At 74.3% G+C, this 14,598-nt stretch carries 11 protein-coding genes and 2 tRNA genes; 7 read left to right on the top strand and 6 right to left on the bottom strand.

Annotation, left to right across the window (positions count from 1 at the left end; genetic code table 11):
* The first annotated feature begins 10 nt into the window (after positions 1-10).
* The 3 genes from ABT095_RS05905 (at position 11) to ABT095_RS05895 (ending at position 1,268) form a co-directional block, all read left to right on the top strand.
* The gene (locus ABT095_RS05905; RefSeq protein WP_350528034.1) at positions 11-415 is read left to right on the top strand and encodes a DUF8844 domain-containing protein; all 405 of its coding nucleotides are present in this window, start codon (positions 11-13) and stop codon (positions 413-415) included.
* A gap of 119 nt (positions 416-534) precedes the next feature.
* Positions 535-1,098 (top strand): bifunctional DNA primase/polymerase, encoded by a 564-nt coding sequence (locus ABT095_RS05900; protein WP_350528033.1) that lies wholly within the window; start codon positions 535-537, stop codon positions 1,096-1,098.
* Positions 1,099-1,194: 96 nt separating this feature from the next.
* Positions 1,195-1,268: transfer RNA gene (locus tag ABT095_RS05895), tRNA-Lys, on the top strand.
* A gap of 103 nt (positions 1,269-1,371) precedes the next feature.
* On the opposite strand, the gene pgi is transcribed toward ABT095_RS05895, so the two are convergent.
* The 3 genes from pgi to ABT095_RS05880 all read right to left on the bottom strand — a co-directional run bounded on the left by pgi (position 1,372) and on the right by ABT095_RS05880 (position 4,946).
* Positions 1,372-3,033 carry a glucose-6-phosphate isomerase gene (gene pgi / locus ABT095_RS05890; RefSeq protein ID WP_350528032.1) on the bottom strand — a complete coding sequence of 554 codons (1,662 nt, stop codon included), beginning with the start codon at positions 3,031-3,033 and terminating at the stop codon, positions 1,372-1,374.
* Between the two features lie 186 nt (positions 3,034-3,219).
* Complete coding sequence (locus tag ABT095_RS05885; protein WP_350528031.1) at positions 3,220-3,354, bottom strand: hypothetical protein; 135 nt, start codon at positions 3,352-3,354, stop codon at positions 3,220-3,222.
* An 11-nt stretch (positions 3,355-3,365) separates the two neighbouring features.
* A complete protein-coding gene (locus ABT095_RS05880) occupies positions 3,366-4,946 on the bottom strand; it encodes a Na+/H+ antiporter (RefSeq protein WP_350528030.1) in 1,581 nt (526 codons plus the stop codon).
* A 137-nt stretch (positions 4,947-5,083) separates the two neighbouring features.
* Between ABT095_RS05880 and ABT095_RS05875 the strand changes: the two genes are divergently transcribed.
* The 3 genes from ABT095_RS05875 to ABT095_RS05865 all read left to right on the top strand — a co-directional run bounded on the left by ABT095_RS05875 (position 5,084) and on the right by ABT095_RS05865 (position 7,217).
* Positions 5,084-6,004: an NADP-dependent oxidoreductase gene (locus tag ABT095_RS05875; RefSeq protein WP_350528029.1), complete on the top strand. Its 921-nt coding sequence runs from the start codon at positions 5,084-5,086 to the stop codon at positions 6,002-6,004.
* A 52-nt stretch (positions 6,005-6,056) separates the two neighbouring features.
* Positions 6,057-6,130: transfer RNA gene (locus tag ABT095_RS05870), tRNA-Lys, on the top strand.
* Between the two features lie 115 nt (positions 6,131-6,245).
* Positions 6,246-7,217 carry a hypothetical protein gene (locus tag ABT095_RS05865; RefSeq protein WP_350528028.1) on the top strand — a complete coding sequence of 324 codons (972 nt, stop codon included), beginning with the start codon at positions 6,246-6,248 and terminating at the stop codon, positions 7,215-7,217.
* 39 nt (positions 7,218-7,256) lie between these two features.
* On the opposite strand, the gene ABT095_RS05860 is transcribed toward ABT095_RS05865, so the two are convergent.
* Positions 7,257-8,888: a chitinase gene (locus tag ABT095_RS05860; protein WP_350528027.1), complete on the bottom strand. Its 1,632-nt coding sequence runs from the start codon at positions 8,886-8,888 to the stop codon at positions 7,257-7,259.
* 186 nt (positions 8,889-9,074) lie between these two features.
* On the opposite strand from ABT095_RS05860, the gene ABT095_RS05855 reads away from it, so the two are divergent.
* On the top strand, positions 9,075-12,284 hold the full coding sequence (locus ABT095_RS05855) for a S41 family peptidase (protein WP_350528026.1): 3,210 nt from the start codon (positions 9,075-9,077) through the stop codon (positions 12,282-12,284).
* Positions 12,285-12,461: 177 nt separating this feature from the next.
* Here ABT095_RS05855 and ABT095_RS05850 read toward each other — a convergent pair whose 3' ends face one another.
* Both ABT095_RS05850 and ABT095_RS05845 read right to left on the bottom strand, forming a co-directional pair.
* Positions 12,462-12,668 (bottom strand): hypothetical protein, encoded by a 207-nt coding sequence (locus ABT095_RS05850; protein WP_350528025.1) that lies wholly within the window; start codon positions 12,666-12,668, stop codon positions 12,462-12,464.
* 79 nt (positions 12,669-12,747) lie between these two features.
* Entirely contained in the window at positions 12,748-14,553 is a 1,806-nt protein-coding gene (locus ABT095_RS05845) for a hypothetical protein (protein ID WP_350528024.1), read from the bottom strand.
* Positions 14,554-14,598: the final 45 nt, after the last annotated feature.

Genomic DNA, 14,598 nt, shown 5'->3' with positions numbered 1-14,598 from the left:
GTGCGCACACATGCCCGACCGCCAACCCCAGCTCTCCGACCAGAGCGGCAGCGACGCCGCACCGGCCGCCGCGGGCTCTGGCACCCCCGTCCGGCGGCTCCGCCCGGCTCAGCTGCTGTTCGAGCCGCAGGCCGAGACCCCCGAGCCGGAACGGTTCTTCAACCTCGAGTCCATCGACGACCCGGCCGAACTTCTCCGCCGCTCGACGGAGTTGACCCTCGCCTTCCGTGCCGCCGCCGACCGCGCCGCGGACTTCCAGGCCGTGGCCGCCGCCCAGCTGGCGGACCCGCGCCGCTTCGACGCCCTCTCCCCCGCCGAGATCGCCGACCGGGCCGACTGGACCCCGGACTACGCCGTCCGCATGGTCGAGCACGGCCGCGGCCTGCTGAAGCAGCAGCGCAGCTCCGAGGACTGACCGGGCCAGGGTCGCCTCTGGCATATGCGGGTGGGAAGGGTACGCCCCTGCGGGCCCCGGTGTCCGGCAAACCGGGGTTTCCCTCCCCCTGGCCACGGCGCCACGCCACGCTGCTGCGCGTGGACATCTGGACGTATCAATCCGTGGAGTACGTCACCGTCGCGGGCGAGGCCTGGCTGGCCTCGGCGAGCGAGTACCCGCGCAGCATGCGGGCGCTCTGGCACTCCCGCCCCTGGGCGCCCACGGTGCTGCCGTGCGGCCGGGTCTTCGACGTGATCAGCATGCCGGCGCTGTTCGGCCGCAGGGTGCTGGACGAGCTCTGGGCCTCCGGGCCCGGGTGCGGGCCGGTGGCCTCCTACCGGGGGCGGACCCTGCTGTTCGTCCAGCCGGGGGCCGCGCCCCGGTTACGGACCCTGCTGGCCTGGGAGGAGTGGGCCCGGGAGGTGCCGCCGCTGCTCTGCCACGGCCGGGGTGACGCGGTCACCGTCCCGCCCGTGCAGCGGCTGGTGGACGCCCCGGAGTCCCCCGGCCAGGGGGCGGGGCGCTGGATCGTCGCCCCCGACGGCAAGGAGCCCTGGCTGCCGGGGGCGGCCGTCGTCCTCTGGGCGGCGGTCCGCGCCTCCCGCAGCACCACCGCCCCGGCCCGGCAGGACGAGACCCCCCACCCGCTGCCGTCCGCCTGAGCGCCACCTGGCCGCCACCCACCGGCCACCGTGCGCTCGGCGGTATTCGATTTTGGCTGCGGCCGGAGCCACTGCTAAAGTCTTCTCTGTCAGCAGGCGCCGCTAGCTCAGTTGGTTAGAGCAGCTGACTCTTAATCAGCGGGTCCGGGGTTCGAGTCCCTGGCGGCGCACAGACAGACTGAAGGCCCTTCGCTTCTCGCGAAGGGCCTTCAGTCGTTCCCGGCCATAGCAGGCCGGGCTCCGGCCCGGGGTTCCCGGACCGGAGCAGAGGCGTCAGCGACCGCGCAGGGAGCGGTAGTCGGCGACCAGGGCGGCGGTGGAGCTGTCGAGCGCCTCGGTGCCTTCGCCGGTCAGCAGGACCGGCTCGATCCGCTTGGCGAGGACCTTGCCGAGCTCGACGCCCCACTGGTCGAAGGAGTCGATGTTCCAGACCGCGCCCTGCACGAAGACCTTGTGCTCGTAGAGGGCGATCAGCTGGCCGAGCACCGAGGGGGTGAGCTCCCCGGCCAGGATCGTGGTGGTCGGGTGGTTGCCCCGGAAGGTCTTGTGCGGGACGAGCCGCGCGGGCACGCCCTCGGCGGCGACCTCCTCGGGGGTCTTGCCGAAGGCCAGCGCCTGGGTCTGGGCGAAGAAGTTGGCCATCAGCAGGTCGTGCTGGGCCGTCAGCTCCGGCGAGAGCTCGGCCGAGGGCCGGGCGAAGCCGATGAAGTCGGCCGGGATGGTCTTGGTGCCCTGGTGCAGCAGCTGGTAGTAGGCGTGCTGACCGTTGGTGCCGGGCGTTCCCCAGACCACCGGCCCGGTCTGCCACTGCACCGGGTTGCCGTCCCGGTCCACCGACTTGCCGTTGGACTCCATGTCCAGCTGCTGGAGGTAGGCGGTGAACTTGGACAGGTAGTGCGAGTACGGCAGCACCGCGTGCGCCTGCGCGTCGAAGAACGCGCCGTACCAGACCCCGAGCAGCCCGAGCAGCAGCGGCACGTTCTGCTCGGCCGGCGCGGTGCGGAAGTGCTCGTCGACCAGGTGGAAGCCGTCCAGCATCTGCCGGAAGTTCTCCGGGCCCACCGAGATCATCAGCGACAGGCCGATCGCCGAGTCGTAGGAGTACCGCCCGCCGACCCAGTCCCAGAACTCGAACATGTTGGCCACGTCGATGCCGAAGTCCGCCACGCCCGCCGCGTTGGTGGAGAGCGCGACGAAGTGCTTGGCCACCGCCTCCTGGCCGGCGCCCAGCTCGCCGAGCAGCCAGCTGCGGGCGGAGGTGGCGTTGGTGACCGTCTCGATCGTGGTGAAGGTCTTGGAGGCGACGATGAACAGCGTCTCGGCGGCGTCCAGGTCACGGACGGCCTCGTGCAGGTCGGCGCCGTCCACGTTGGAGACGAAGCGCACCTCGATGCCGCGGTCACTGTAGGGGCGCAGCACCTCGTACGCCATCGCCGGGCCGAGGTCGGAGCCGCCGATGCCGATGTTGACCACGGTGCGGATGCGCTTGCCGGTGGAGCCGGTCCACTCGCCGGAGCGGACCCGGTCGGCGAAGGCGGCCATCTTGTCGAGCACGGCGTGCACGGCCGGCACGACGTTCTCGCCGTCCACCTCGATCACGGCCCCCCGCGGGGCGCGCAGGGCGGTGTGCAGGACGGCGCGGTCCTCGGTGATGTTGATCTTCTCGCCCCGGAACATCGCGTCCCGCAGCTCGGCGACCCCGGTCGCGGCCGCCAGCTCGCGCAGCAGGCCGAGCGTCTCGTCGGTGACCAGCTGCTTGGAGTAGTCGACCAGCAGGTCCCCCACTCGCAGGGCGTAGCGGCTGCCGCGCTCGGAGTCCTCGGCGAACAGCTCGCGCAGGTGCCTCTCCCCGAACTCCTCGCGGTGCTTGGCCAGGGCGTCCCACTGCGGAAGCTGGTTGAGCGGGGCGCCGCCGCCTGCCTGGGTCTGCGACATTCGGTGTCTCTCCTTGGGTCGTCCGGTGCGCCGCGCCGTCTGTGGTCGGCGGGGCGCGGTCGGTCGGTGCGGGGTCCGGCCGGGCGCGGCGGAGGGTCGTACGGGTGCCGGGCCGGTGAGCCAGGGTCGGTCCGATGCCCTGGCGGCGGGCGACCGACTCCGTCGACGGCGCTCGCCCGGGCCAGCCTACGCGGCCTGGCTGCCCGTCAGGCGCCACTGGCTCGCCGTCACCGGCGGCGGCCCCACCAGCAGCAGCCGCACGGGCAGCGGCCTCACCGGCAGCGGCCGCACGGGCCGCAGCTGCACAGGCCGCGGCTGCACGGGCCGCAGCCTCACCGGCGGGCCGAGCGGAGGTCGAGTCCGCGCAGCACCTCGTCGGCGAGCTCCGGGTCGGCGCCCGGCTCGCCGCGCGCCGCCAGGATCTCCCGGCGGGAGGCCGCGATCATCTCCTGCTCGACCTCCACGGCCGTCCTCCACAGCTGCATCCGCTGCTTGGCGTCGGCGGCCTCCTGCTCCTCGTACTTCTCCGGGCAGAGCTTGGCCAGCCGGTCGTGCTGACGCTCCCGCAGCCGCTCGACCAGCTCGGTGGGGAGCCTCTGCTCCTCCTCCAGTTCGGCCAGCCGCCGCAGCCCCGCCTTGGCCGAGCGCCACCACAGCAGCCTGACGGCCTCCTCGTGCAGGTCGTGCCCGCTGTCCAGCCGCAGCCGCCGGACCAGCCACGGCAGGGTGAGCCCCTGCACCACCAGGGTGAACAGCACCACGCCGAAGGCCACGAAGACGATCTCGCTGCGGCCGGGGAAGGGCTCGGCGGTGTGCAGCGTGTACGGGATGCCGATGGCGAGCGCGACGGTGGCCACCCCGCGCATGCCGGACCACCAGAGCACCACCGTCTCCTGCCAGGTGAGCGGGGTGTCCTCCTCGCCCTTGGTCACCCGGTGCGAGATCCAGGAGGCGGGCAGCAGCCAGGCCAGCCGGACCAGGACGACGGTGGCGATCACCCAGGCGGTGTCGCCGAGCATGTCGCGCCAGCTGTCGCCGACGTCCCTCAGCACGGTGGCCAGCTCCAGGCCGATCAGGCCGAAGGCGACGCCGGTGATCAGGATCTCGACGATCCCCCAGAAGGCGTTGCCGACCAGCCGGAAGGCGACCTCGTCGGCGTCGGCGGCCCGGTCGGCCAGGTAGAGGGCGCAGACCACCACGGCGAGCACGCCCGAGCCGTGCCCCTCCTCGGCCAGGCTGTAGGCGGCGAAGGGCACCAGCAGGTTGAGCGCGACCTGCTGGGTCGGGTCGTCCAGCATCGCGGTCAGCTTGGTGGTGAGCCAGCCGAGCGCGATGCCGAGCGCCACCGCGACCACGGCGGAGAGCAGGAAGCGCAGCAGCGCGTGCGGCACCGAGAAGTCGTCGTCCACCACGGCGGAGACCGCCAGCGAGTACACGACGATCGCCGTGACGTCGTTGAACAGGCCCTCGCTCTCCAGCACCGCGACCAGCCGCCGGGGCAGCCCGATGCTGCCCGCCACCGCGACGGCGGCCACCGGGTCGGGCGGTGAGACCAGCGCGCCCAGCGCCACCGCGGCGGCCACCGGGAGGGCGGGGGTGAGCCAGTGGAACACCCCGGCCACAGCGCTGGTGGTGACGATCACCAGGGCCACCGCGAGCAGCAGGATCGAGCGGCCGTTGGCCTTGAAGTACCCGACCGAGGAGCGCCGGGCCACGGCGAAGATCAGCGGCGGCAGGACCAGCGGCAGGATCAGCTCGGGGTCGATGGTGACGTCCGGGATCTGCGGCACCACCGCCATCACCAGCCCGAGCAGCGTCATCAGCACCGGCTGCGGCACGCCGGTGCGGCGGGCCAGCGGCATCGTGACCACCGAGGCGAGCAGCACCAGGAAGAGCAGGGACAGCTGGGCCACGTCCGGACGTCCTCTCGTCGACTCGCGGCCAGGATAAATGTGACAAAACGTCACTCCGGCGCGGCTCGCCGCAGGGTGTTGACCTCAAGCGGACTTGAACTTGCAGAGTGGTGACACCGACTTGGAGGGGAGACCTGATGCTGGCTTCACTGTTCCGCACGCCGGGCGGGCCCGAGGTGCTGGAGCTGGCCGAGGTGCCGGTGCCGCTGCCCGGGCCCGGGGAGGTGCTGGTGCGGGTGCTGGCCGCCGGGGTGCAGCCCGCCGATGCGGCGATCCGTGGCGGCTGGACGCCGCCGGGCGCGGAGATCGCACTGCCCGCCGTGCCCGGCAACGAGTTCGCCGGGGTGGTCGAGCAGCTGGGCGCGGGCAGCTACGGCTGGGAGAAGGGGGACGAAGTCCTCGGCTTCCGCCTGCTCGGCGGCCACGCCCAGTACGTGGCCGTGCCCGGCGACCAGCTGGTGCCCAAGCCCGCCGGGATGGGCTGGGCCGAAGCCGGCTCGCTCTCCGCCTCGGGGCAGACCGCGCACGTCGCACTGAGCGAGCTGGGGGTGGGGGCCGGGGACACCCTCCTCCTGCACGGTGCCTCCGGTGGGGTCGGCACGGTAGCCGTACAGCTGGCCCGGGCCTGGGGAGCCACCGTGATCGGGGTCGCCGGCGAGCGCAACCACGACTACCTCCAGGGGCTCGGCGCGGTGCCGGTCGCGTACGGCCCCGGACTGGCCGACCGGGTCCGGGCCGCCGCCCCGGACGGCGTCACCGCCGTCCTCGACGCCGCCGGACACGGCTCGCTCGAGGCCTCCCTCGACCTCGGCGCCGCTCCCGACCGGATCGGCACCATCGTCGACTACCCCGCCGCCGTCCGCCTGGGCCTGCGCTCCCTGCGCGGCCCGCGCACCGCCGCCCGCCTCACCGAACTCACCGACCTCTGGCAGACCGGCGCCCTCCACCTGGAGATCGCCGCCACCCTCCCCCTCTCCCAGGCCCCCGAAGCCCACCGCCAGGTCGAAGCCGGCCACGTCCGCGGCAAGCTCGTCCTCACTCCCTGGGCCACCGACTGACCCCGATTTCTGCTTTCGGCCGCTGACCAGGTAATGTTCTCGACGTCAGCAAGCGCCGCTAGCTCAGTTGGTTAGAGCAGCTGACTCTTAATCAGCGGGTCCGGGGTTCGAGTCCCTGGCGGCGCACAGACAGGCCGAAGGCCCTTCGCATCACGCGAAGGGCCTTCAGTCGTTCCCGGCCGTGGTCCTCACCCGTAAAGGGTTCGCCGCCCGTCCGTCCGCGGCGTTAGCGTGGCCGGCCATGGGAGCACGAGCGCAGTACGTGGTGGTCGAAGGCGGCGCCTGGCAGCGGTACTACTCGCACTGGGGCGCCGGCCGGGTGGTGACCGATCTGCTGCCCGGCCCGGCCGCGGCGACCCGCTGCTTCCGCGCCAACGAGCAGACCGACACCTGGCTCGACGGCACGTGGTGCGAAGGCGCGGCCCTCGTCGACCACGACCGCCAGGTCCTGCTCTGGTTCACCTTCGCGGACAGTTGGAGCGACCACGCCGCCGCCCGCACCGCACTCGCCCGGACCTGGCCGGGCTGGGACGTGCGCTTCGCGCACGACGGCATCGGCGACCTGACCCACCACCTGGGCCTGGGCCGTGGCCTGACCCGTCCGCCGGGCCCGGCCGAGACCTCCGACCCCTTCTGGTACGTGGACGACGAGGACACCGAGCCGTGGTCCGTGGTCTCGCTGCGGCTGCCCGACGGCAGCGTGCGCGCCTGGGGCAGCGGCCGGGAGCCGTACGAACACCTCACGGGCGGCCCCGGCCTGATCGACCTGCTCGGCACGTCCCCCGCCTCCGCCGTGCCCACGGACATGCCCCTGGGAGGCGTCCACTTCGACCCGGCGGCCCGCACCGTCTCGCTCTGGGCGGTGCAGACCGTGGTCGGTGTCCACGACTGGCCGCTGCCCGGCTGGGAGGGCTGGACCCTGGACTTCCACGGCGACGACCACACCCGGCAGGCCGGGCTGCTCCCGGCGGCGTTCCCGCTCCCGCTGCCCCCGCTCCCGGTCGCGCTGCGGCGGCTCGGGAAGGGCCTCGGCACCCCGCCGCCGGACCCGGGGAAGATCCTCGCCCTCGCCACGGCCGGTGCGGAGGCCGCCTCGATCGTGGTGAACCCAGCCGCGCTCGTGCCGCACGAACCGGTCGCTCCCACCCAGGCCGAACTGGCCGGACTGCGCGCGGCGCTCGACTCGCTGGTCGCGGCGGCAGCGGCCGGCTGACCACCCGCTCCGGGCGGTCAGCCGGCCGCTGCCCCGGCGTCAGCCGAAGTAGGAGTGGAAGGTGGTGGCGAACTCCTTGCCGTTGTACTGGTCCCAGTTCACGGACCAGGTCATCAGGCCGCGGAGGTTCGGCTGGGGGCCGCTGCGGGGGACGTAGCTGCCGCAGTTGGTGGCCTTGGTCAGGCAGTCGAGGGCCTTGGTGACTTCGGTGGGAGCGACGTAGCCGTTGCCGGCGTAGGAGTTGGCGGGCATGCCGATGGCGACCTGGGAGGGGGCCAGGGGCGGGAACATGTTGGCGGTGTTGCCGGCCACCGGGAAGCCCTTGAGGAGCATGTCGGTCATCGCGACGTGGAAGTCGGCGCCGCCCATCGAGTGGTACTGGTTGTCCAGGCCCATGATCGAGCCCGAGTTGTAGTCCTGGACGTGCAGCAGGGTGAGATCACCCCGCATGGCGTAGATCACCGGCAGGAACGCCCCCGCCCGCGGGTCCTGCCCGCCCCAGGGCCCGGAGCCGTAGTACTGGTAGCCGAGCTGGACGAAGAAGGTCTCCGGCGCCATGGTCAGCACGAAGCCCGAGCCGTACCTGGCCTTGAGGGTCTTCAGGGCGGAGATCAGGTTGACGATCACCGGCGAGGTCGGGTTCTTGAAGTCGGTGTCGCCGGTGCCCAGCGAGAGCGAGTGCCCCTCGAAGTCGACGTCCAGCCCGTCCAGGCCCCACTTGTCGATGATCGATGCGACCGAGGAGACGAAGGTGTCCCGGGCCGCCGTGGTGGTCAGCTGGACCTCGCCGTTCTGCCCGCCGATCGAGAGCAGCACCTTCTTGCCCTTGGCCCGCTTGGCCGCGATCGCCGCCTTGAAGTCGGCGTCCGACTCGGCCGTCGGGCAGTCGGTGGTGGAGCAGCGGTTGAAGCGGATGTCCCCCGAGGTGACCGAGGTCGGCTCGCCGAAAGCCAGGTCGATCACGTCCCAGCTGTCCGGCACGTCCGCCATCCGCAGGTACCCGGCGCCGTTGGCGAAGCTCGCGTGCAGGTAGCCGACCAGTGCGTGGGCGGGCAGCCCGCCGCTCGGCGGCGGGGTGACGGTCGGCGAGGAGGAGGGGGAGGACGACGGCGAGCTCGACGGGGAGCTCGACGGCGAGGAGGACGGGGAGGAGGACGGCGATGGCGAGGGCGCGCCCGGGCCGTCGAGGGAGACGTCGTCGGCGTAGTAGGTGCCCTGGCCGTACCAGCCGTGGGTGTAGACGGAGGCGCTGGTCTGGGTGGCGCCGGTGGTGAAGCTGACCGAGAGCTTCTGGTAGGCGCCGCCGGTGCCCGGGGTCCAGGTGCTGGTGCCGCCGTCGACGCCGAGGTAGACATAGGCGCCGTTGACGTACGCGCTGAGCGTGTAGGTGGTGCTGGGCGCGACGGCCACCGTCTGCGTGCACTGGGCCGAGTCGCTGCTCGAGGCCGCCCCGGCGAGGGCGTAGCTGCCGGTGTGGGCGTGGCCGGTGACCACGCTGCCGGTGGAGCCGGTGCAGCTCCAGGGGGCGAGGGTGCCGGATTCGAAGCCGCCGTTGGCGAGGAACTCCCCCGCCGAGGCGGAGGAGGCCAGGCCGAAGCTGAGCGCGACGGCGCCGGTCGCGGCGAGCGCGAAGGCGGTACCGGCCGCGAGGGCCGATCTGGGAGTACGCATGTGGGGGATGTGCTCCTGCCGAGAGTGGGGGATGGAGCGGTGGGGGAGCCCGGCTGGACTAGACCACTGAAGCGAAGAGCCGACGGGGTGTCAATGGGTCCATCGGTTCGAAAGGGCAGTAGGTGCTGAGCGGCCGTCAGGGGCCCTCCGGTTGCGGCCCGCCAGGGCCCACCGCACCGTGGAGTGGTGACCGCGCCCGGCTATCTGAGGTACCCCCACCTGCGCGGCGGGCTGCTCACCTGCACCGCCGAGGACGACGTCTGGGCCGCCCCGCTGCACCCGGACGGCAGCGTCGGCCGCGCCTGGCGGGTCAGCTGCGACCGCACCCGGGTCAGCCACCCCCGGCTCTCCCCCGACGGCGCCACCATCGCCTGGACCAGCTGGCAGACCCTCACCCCCGAGGTGTTCACGGCCCCGGTCGAGGGCGGCGAGGCCGTCCGGCTCACCTACTGGGGCAGCCAGGACACCCGCGTGCGCGGCTGGCTCCCGGACGGCGAGGTGCTCGCCGTCACCTCGTACCACGAGCCCTTCGCCCACTACACCTGGGCGTACGCGCTGCCGCCGGACGGCTCCCCCGGCCGCCGGATGCCCTGGGGCCCGGTCAGCGACGCCCAGGCCGACCGCGAGCACACCGTGCTGCTGACCGCCGCCGCCCCGCACGAGCCGGCCGCCTGGAAGCGCTACCGGGGCGGGGCCACCGGGCGGCTCTGGCTGGACACCGTCGAGCTGCTGCCCGGCCACCAGGGCCACCTGGCCGCGCCGATGCCGGTCGGCGGGCGGATCGCCTTCCTCTCCGACCACGAGGGCGTGGGCAACCTCTACTCCTGCCGCCCGGACGGCTCCGATCTGCGCCGCCACACCGACCACGCCGCCTACTACGCCCGCGAGGCCGCCACCGACGGCACCCGGGTGGTCTATCAGCACGCGGGCGACCTCTGGCTGCTGGACAGCCTGGACGCACCCGCGCCACGCCGCCTGCAGGTGCCGCTCGGCGGCTCCCGGGCCGGGCGCAGGCCCTACCCGGTGGCCACCGCCGGGCAGGTCAAGGACCTGATCTGCGACTACACCGGCCGGGCCAGCGCGATCACCGTCCGGGGCAGCCTCTACTGGCTCACCCACCGGGACGGCCCGGCCCGGGTGATCGCGGACGAGCCCGGGGTACGGGCCCGGCTGCCCGTGCTGCTCGGCGCCACCGGCCGGCTCGCCTGGCTCACCGACGCCGAGGGCGCGGACGCGATCGAGCTGGCCCCCCTGCCCGGGCGTGGCGGCGCCGACGGCCCGCACCGCCGGTTCGCCGCCGGGCGGATCGGCCGCGCCCTGGAGCTGACCGCCTCCCCCGACGGGCACACCCTGGCCGTCACCGGCTCGGACGGACGGCTGCTGCTGGTCTCCGCCGAGGACGGCGAGGTACGGGAGGTCGCCGCCTCCGCGTACGGGCCGGTCACCAGCCCGGCCTTCTCGCCGGACTCGCAGTGGCTCACCTGGTCGCAGCCGGTCGCGGGGCGGTCCTTGCGCAGCATCAAGCTGGCCCGGGTGGACGCGCCCGCGCTGCACATCGACGTCACCGGCGGCCGGTTCGAGGACGAGCACCCGGTCTTCACCCGGGACGGCCGCTTCCTGGTCTTCCTCTCCTGGCGCGGCTTCGACCCGGTCCACGACGTGCACACCGGCGACCTCTCCTTCCCGCTCGGCTGCCGCCCCTACCTGGTGCCGCTGGCCGCCGACACCCCCTCGCCGTTCGCCTCCCCCGCCGAGGGGCGGCCCCCGGTCGGCCTCGACCCGGAGGAGGCCGGGGGCGACGGCACCGTGACGGTCGAGCCGCAGGGCCTCGCCGACCGGCTGGTGCCCTTCCCGGTGATGGCCTCCAAGTACTCCGCCACGGCGGCCGTCCGGGGCGGCGTGGCCTGGCTGCGCTGGCCGATCTCCGGCGCGCTCGGCCAGACCTTCGTCAACCCCGCCGACACCTCCGGCCGCCCGTCCCTGGAGTACTTCGACCTGGCGCGCGGCACCCGCTCGACGGTGGTCGACAAGCTCGACGGCTTCTCCGTCTCGGGGGACGGCAGCTGTGTCGCGATCTTCCATGCCGGAGCCCTGGCGCTCCACCAACTGCCCAGCGGTGGCTCACCGTTGTCGGTCGACCTGCGGCGGATCAGCCACACCGTGCACCCGGCGGCGGAGTGGCGGCAGTCGTACCACGAAGCCGCCCGGATCGTCCGGGGCGAGTTCTGGGACGCCGGGATGTGCGGGCTGGACTGGGACGCGCTGGTCGCCCAGTACGAGCCGCTGCTCGAGCGGATCGCCGGGCCGGACGACTTCGCCGACCTGCTGCGCGAACTCCTCGGCGAGCTCGGCACCTCGCACGCGTACGTCACGCCCTCGCGCCGCGCCGAGGGCCCGCAGCCGGTGCAGCAGGCCCTCGGGCTGCTCGGCGCGAACGTGCACCGCTCGCCGGACCGGCGGTGGCTGGTGCGGCGGATCCTGCCGGGCGAGTCCTCCGACCCGCGCGCCCGGGCGCCACTCGCCGGGTACGGCCTGCGGGACGGCGACGAACTCCTCGCCATCGCCGGCCGGGCCCCCGACCCGGTCCGCGGGCCCGCCCCGCTGCTCGCCGGGGCGGGCGGCACCACGGTCGAACTCACCTTCCGGCGCGGCCCCGGCGGGCCCTCGCGGCGGATCGCCGTCACGCCGCTCACCGACGAACGGCCGATCCGCTACCAGGACTGGGTGGTGGGGCGGCGGCGGCTGGTCCGCGAGTACAGCGACGGGCGCTGCGGCTATCTGCACATCCCGGACCTGGGTGGCTCCGGGTGGGCCCAGTTCAACCGGGACCTGCGGCGTGAACTCGCCTTCGACGCAGTGGTGTTGGACGTTCGGGGCAACGCGGGCGGGAACGTCTCGGAGCTGGTGCTCGAGAAGCTGTCGCGGCGGGTGCTCGCCTGGGACTTCGCGCGGGGGCGGCTGCCGGTCCGCTACCCGCGGGACGCGCCGCGGGGGCCGGTGGTGGCGCTCGCCGACCATGCGACCAGCTCGGACGGGGACGTGATCATCGCGGCCGTGAAGCTGCTGGGCCTCGGGCCGGTGGTCGGCACCCGGACCTGGGGCGGCGTGGTCGGGATGACAGGGCGGCACACCCTCGGCGACGGGACGCAGATCTCGGTGCCGAAGAACGCCTCCTGGTTCACCGGCGGCACCGGCTGGGGGATCGAGAACCACGGCGTCGCCCCGGACGTGGAGGTGGTCCGATCGCCCCACGACTGGGCCCGCCGCACCCACCCCGACCTCACCGAAGCAGTCCGCCTCGCCCTCCACCTCGCCGACCACACCCCACCGGCCACCCCGCCCCCGGCCGACACCCCCCGCCCGGACCTCCGGCGGCCACCGCTACCGCCCAGATGAGGTGCACCACCCAGGGGTGCCCTGGGTGGTGCATCCTGCCCCTGCGGAATGAACATTCAGTCCGGGGTTGCCCTGCGGAATGAACGTTCAGTCCGGAGTCGTCGTCGGAATGAACATTCATTCCGGGGACACCCTCGGAATGAACGTTCAGTCCGGCGCCGCCCTCGGAATGAATGTTCAGTCCCAGGGGTCGCCCTCGGCGGTCATGTCGGCGGCCTGGCGGTCCTCCTCCGTCATGGCGGCCGGGGGTTGGGCGGGCTGCGCCGTGCGCTGCACGTCCGTCGGAAGTGCGTCTGCCGCCTCGTCGTGGGCGAGGGCCGCGCGTTCGGCCGGGTCGGCCGACTGCGGGTGGCTACGGCCCAGGAGTCGGTCCAGGATGCCCATGTCTCCTCCTCAGTACTGCGTCGGGCTACGGGCAACCCCCACTGTCACACTACGCCCGACCCCCTGCCACCTGGCCCGTTCAGCCGAGGGTGGCCGTCTGGGCGCCGCTGTCGAGACGGCCGGTGAGGCGGACCGGGCCGGAGCCGTGGGCGGGCAGGGCCAGCGGGTGGCCGTCCGTCCGGGTCTCCGGCAGCGGGAATCCCCCGGCTCCGGCCACCGAGACCACCCGCCGGCTCCCGGCGACCAGCAGGTAGGCGGTGCCCGAGCGGGCCCGCCACCAGGCACCGGCGAGCACGCTCTGGTCGAAGCGGCTGCAGGCCCGGCTGTCGGCGGCCGCCGCCGTCCGGGTCGGCGCGGCGCCGCCCGGCAGCAGCAGGTCGGTGGCGGCCGAACCGCTGCCGTCCCAGCGGTCACCGCGCAGGCAGACCCAGGCGGCCGTTCCGCCGTTCTCCGGCAGCTGCTGCTCGGCGAAGACCCAGGCGTTGACGGCCTTGGTGCCGGGCGGGGCGGTGCGCAGTTCGCAGGCCGTACCGGCCCAGGTCGACAGGGCGTCAGGCCGGAGCGCCTCCCGGGGCGCCCGGGCCGGGCCGGCCTGCGGCGGCGGGGTGTAGGTGAGGTGGGCGGGCAGCAGGCCGCCGAGGTCGGCCAGCAGGAAGGCGTGCTGTTCGGCGACCACCGGCGAGGAGCGCAGCTGGAGCACCGGCCGGTGTGCGCAGTCGGCGGAGCCGGGCGGCAGTGGGGCGGTCAGGCCGTCGGGGTGGGCGAGCGGGGTGGTCGGACGGTCCGGGGCGCGCAGGTCGCGGGTGTCGGCGGTGTCCACCCAGGGGGCGAGCAGCAGCCGCGCCCCGGTGGCGGTGCGGTGCAGCACGACCGCGGCGCCGGTGGTCACGTCGGCCTGGTCGGTGCGGGCCGACGCGAGGCTGGTGGTGGCGCCCTCGGTGTAGCGGGCGAGTCGGCCCTCGCCCTGCAGCAGCACCACGCTCTCGCCGTCCACCCGCCCCGCGTAGAGCAGCCGGGCGGGGCCGGCGGGCGGTCCGGGCGGGGTGCCCGGCTCGGTGCTGACGGAGCCGGTCGGCGCGGCCCAGGCGCGGCGGGCCCGCTCGATCAGGGCCTGGTCGGCCAGGCGGTCGCCCCGGGCAGGCCAGACGTCGAAGTCCAGCCGGGCGGTGTGCCGCCAGGCGGCGGGGTCGGCGGTCAGCAGCTTCGGCGTGGCCGGGGCGGGCGGCGGCGGCAGCGGGGCCGGGCCGGACCCGGGGGTGAGCAGCACGGCGGCCAGCACGGCGGCGCAGAGGGCGGCGACCGAGCCGTGCATCCGCAGGCGACGGCGCATCAGGTCGGCCGGCTGGGCCCGGACGGCGCAGGGGTCGAACTCCGGCGACTCGGCCAGGACCCGCCCGGCCTCGGGGTAGGCGCGGGACAGCAGCTCGGCCTCCCGCAGGGCCGCCGCCGGATCGGCCGCTCCGGCCCCGGCCAGCAGTGCGGCGGCCTGCTCGGCGGTCAGCCCGTCCAGCAGGGTGACGGCGCAGGCGGCCCGGGCGGCCGGGGAGAGCTTGGCGAGCGCCTGGTCGACCGTCAGCTCCGCCGCCTCCCCGGTGGCCGTGTACAGCCGCAGCCCCCACACCTGCGGCAGCCCGCCGGGCCGGTGCCGGCCGGCGGCCCGGACGGCCCGCCGGACCACCCGCGCACGGACGGCCGCCAGGGCCTCGGTGTCGCCGCGGCGGGTGCCGCGCAGGGCGGCCTGCACCGTGCGGTGGGCGGTGAGCACCCGGCGGTGCCGGTCGCCGGTGCCGGCCAGCACCACGTAGGCGAGCCGGGTCAGTTCGCGGTAGTGCCCGACCAGCACCACCTCCTCGGCCGCCAACCGCCGCCCGTACCGCCAGCCCATCGTCCACCTCCCCGCTACTCAACGAAGCGATCATGAGATGGTCAC

Source organism: Kitasatospora sp. NPDC002227, assembly GCF_040296285.1.
Taxonomy (GTDB): Bacteria; Actinomycetota; Actinomycetes; order Streptomycetales; family Streptomycetaceae; genus Kitasatospora.
This window is presented reverse-complemented; position numbering and strand designations above follow the sequence as displayed.

Coding starts and splice junctions, on each gene's coding strand:
- ABT095_RS05845 (WP_350528024.1), bottom strand. CDS start 14,553: ATGGGCTGGCGGTACGGGCGGCGGTTGGCGGCCGAGGAGGTGGTGCTG.
- ABT095_RS05865 (WP_350528028.1), top strand. CDS start 6,246: ATGGGAGCACGAGCGCAGTACGTGGTGGTCGAAGGCGGCGCCTGGCAG.
- ABT095_RS05905 (WP_350528034.1), top strand. CDS start 11: ATGCCCGACCGCCAACCCCAGCTCTCCGACCAGAGCGGCAGCGACGCC.
- ABT095_RS05875 (WP_350528029.1), top strand. CDS start 5,084: ATGCTGGCTTCACTGTTCCGCACGCCGGGCGGGCCCGAGGTGCTGGAG.
- pgi (WP_350528032.1), bottom strand. CDS start 3,033: ATGTCGCAGACCCAGGCAGGCGGCGGCGCCCCGCTCAACCAGCTTCCG.
- ABT095_RS05850 (WP_350528025.1), bottom strand. CDS start 12,668: ATGGGCATCCTGGACCGACTCCTGGGCCGTAGCCACCCGCAGTCGGCC.
- ABT095_RS05860 (WP_350528027.1), bottom strand. CDS start 8,888: ATGCGTACTCCCAGATCGGCCCTCGCGGCCGGTACCGCCTTCGCGCTC.